The organism is Streptomyces sp. PU-14G (assembly GCF_041028275.1).
In the GTDB taxonomy this organism is placed as follows: Bacteria; Actinomycetota; Actinomycetes; order Streptomycetales; family Streptomycetaceae; genus Streptomyces.
Genome location: NZ_JASKYT010000615.1, coordinates 1 through 2,157, shown reverse-complemented (window position 1 = coordinate 2,157; position 2,157 = coordinate 1). Strand labels below are relative to the sequence as shown.

Sequence of the window (2,157 nt, the reverse complement as noted above, 5' to 3'; positions counted from 1 at the left end):
GCGGGGGGCCCTTTGGAGGTGGGGGATGTGTTTCGCGCAGTGGATGTACGCCTCTTCCACGTTGACCCGCACCCACAGCACGGCGCGCCGCCCCGGTATGGGGTCCTCGGGCAGGTCGGGGATCCAGGGGCGCAGTTCGGCGTCGTCGAGGACCTCGGCCCGCCCGTTGACGTGCAGTCCGATGCGCGCACGGATGAAGTCGACCAGCAGGAGGCCCGCGTGGGGGTTCTCCTGGATGTTGCCGAGGCTCGCGTGGACGCCGTTGCCCCGGTACTCGGGGAAGAGCAGGGTCCGCTCGTCGAGCACGCGCAGGAACCCCGGGGGCCCCGCGCGGAAGCTGTTGTCGCATTCTCCGTCGCGGTCGGACGTGGCGAGGAAGAACATCTCCTGCTGGCGGACGAACTCGCGCATCCGCTCGTTGAGGTGGTCGAGCACCTGGTCGTCGTAGAAGCGGTTCGCGCGTTTCCGGGAGCCGATGCGCTCCTGCAGCGCGTGCTCGCCTGCGCTGCCCGGACGCCGCGGTGCGGCCCCGGCGGCGTCCGCCGGAAAGCCGCCGGGGAAGCCCGCCGGTGCGCCGACGTGGACGTCGGTCCGCGCCTGCACGGGGGAGCCGGCACGCGTAGCCGCGTCTGCACGCGTAGCGCCGTCGGCACACGTAGCGGCGTCGGCGCCCGAACCGCCGTCGGCGTCCGTACCGCCATCGGTGCGCTGACCGGCGTCGGTGCGCTGACCGGCGTCGGCGTCGGCCCGCACACCGGGATGCGCGGCGGCAGGCGCTATGTGCCCGGCGGGCCCCTCCCCGCTTCCGTTCGCCTCACTCACCGCCGACACCCGTCCCCTTCCACAGCGCCCTCGACCGGTTACCCGCGTCACCGACGCAACACCTCATCACTTACGCCCCCTGCGCGACCAGTTCTTCGAGGGAATCGTGGCGTATTCGGTGGGTGGGGATGCCGAGCCCCACCAGCGCCTCGACCCCACTGCGGATCATTCCGGCCGGCCCGGAGAGGTAGCCGTCGTAGGCGGGCCAGGGGCCGTAACGGCGTACCGCGTCGGGGAGTTCACCGGCGAGTGCGTCGGGGCCCGCCAGGGCTCCTCCCGTGGCGACGACGGGGCGCACGGACAGCCAGTCGTAGCGGTCCTGGAGCCCCAGCATGGTGTCCAGGTCGTAGAGGTCGTGGTTGGTTCGGGCACCGTAGAAGACCTCGACGGGCCGCACCCTGCCCCGCCCGGCCACGTCCTCGACCAGGGCCTTGATGGGGGCGATGCCCGTGCCGCCGCCCAGGCACAGCAGACCGCTGTCGGCGCGGTGGTCGACGGTCATCGAGCCCGCCGGGGGGCCGAGCCGCAGCACGTCGCCAGGGCGGGCACGCTGCACCAGCGAGGAGGAGACCCACCCCGCGGGTACGGACTTGACGTGGAAGGTCAGCAGTCCGTCGGTGCGGGGCGCCGACGCGAAGGAGTAGTGCCGCCACACGCGGGGCCACCAGGGGGTTTCCAGACTGGTGTACTGGCCGGCGCGGAAGGGGTACGGCTGGTCGGGCCGCACGGTGATCACGGCGATCTGCGGGGTGCGGCGCTCGTGGGAGACGATCTCGGCGTCCCACCAGGCGGGGGAGTGGCGTTCGGCCTCGGCCGCGGCGTCGATCATCTTCTGGGAGATCGCGGTGTAGGCACGCACCCAGGCCGCCTCTGTGCGGGGGCCCCAGCTGCGGGGCGCGTAGCGGGCGAGCGCCGCCATGAGGCATTCGCCGACGGCCGGGTAGTGGGTGGGAAGCGTCCCGTACTTGCGGTGTCCGCGGCCCAGGTTGGCGAGGTAGTCGCCGAACAGTCTGCCGTCGTCGAAGAGGCGTACGGCGGTCAGCAGCGCGCGGAAGAGCCGGTCGCGCTGGCCGTCCATGGCGGCGGGAAACATCTCGCGCAGGTGCGGGTACTGGACGAACAGCAGGGCGTAGAAGTACGCCGTCGCGGCGTCGGAGGAACGTTCCAGCTCCTCCATGCTGGCGCGTATCAGCTCGGTGTCACCCGGTTCGGTGCCCTCGGGCTCTTCCCCACCTGCCGTGCGGACGCCCGCCGGTGCGGTGTGCGCCACGGGCGCGGGGGACGCCTGCTGGGCGGGGAGGCCCTGTTGAGCGGGGGACACCTGCTGGGCAGGGA

General features: G+C 72.5%; 2 protein-coding genes. Both read right to left on the bottom strand.

What is annotated here, in order from left to right; all coding sequences use genetic code 11:
* On the bottom strand, positions 1–822 hold an 822-nt coding region (locus tag AB8Z75_RS34060), incomplete at its 3' end, for a pyridoxamine 5'-phosphate oxidase family protein (RefSeq protein ID WP_369208878.1).
* A gap of 70 nt (positions 823–892) precedes the next feature.
* On the bottom strand, positions 893–2,157 hold a 1,265-nt coding region (locus AB8Z75_RS34055; protein WP_369208876.1), incomplete at its 5' end, for a globin domain-containing protein.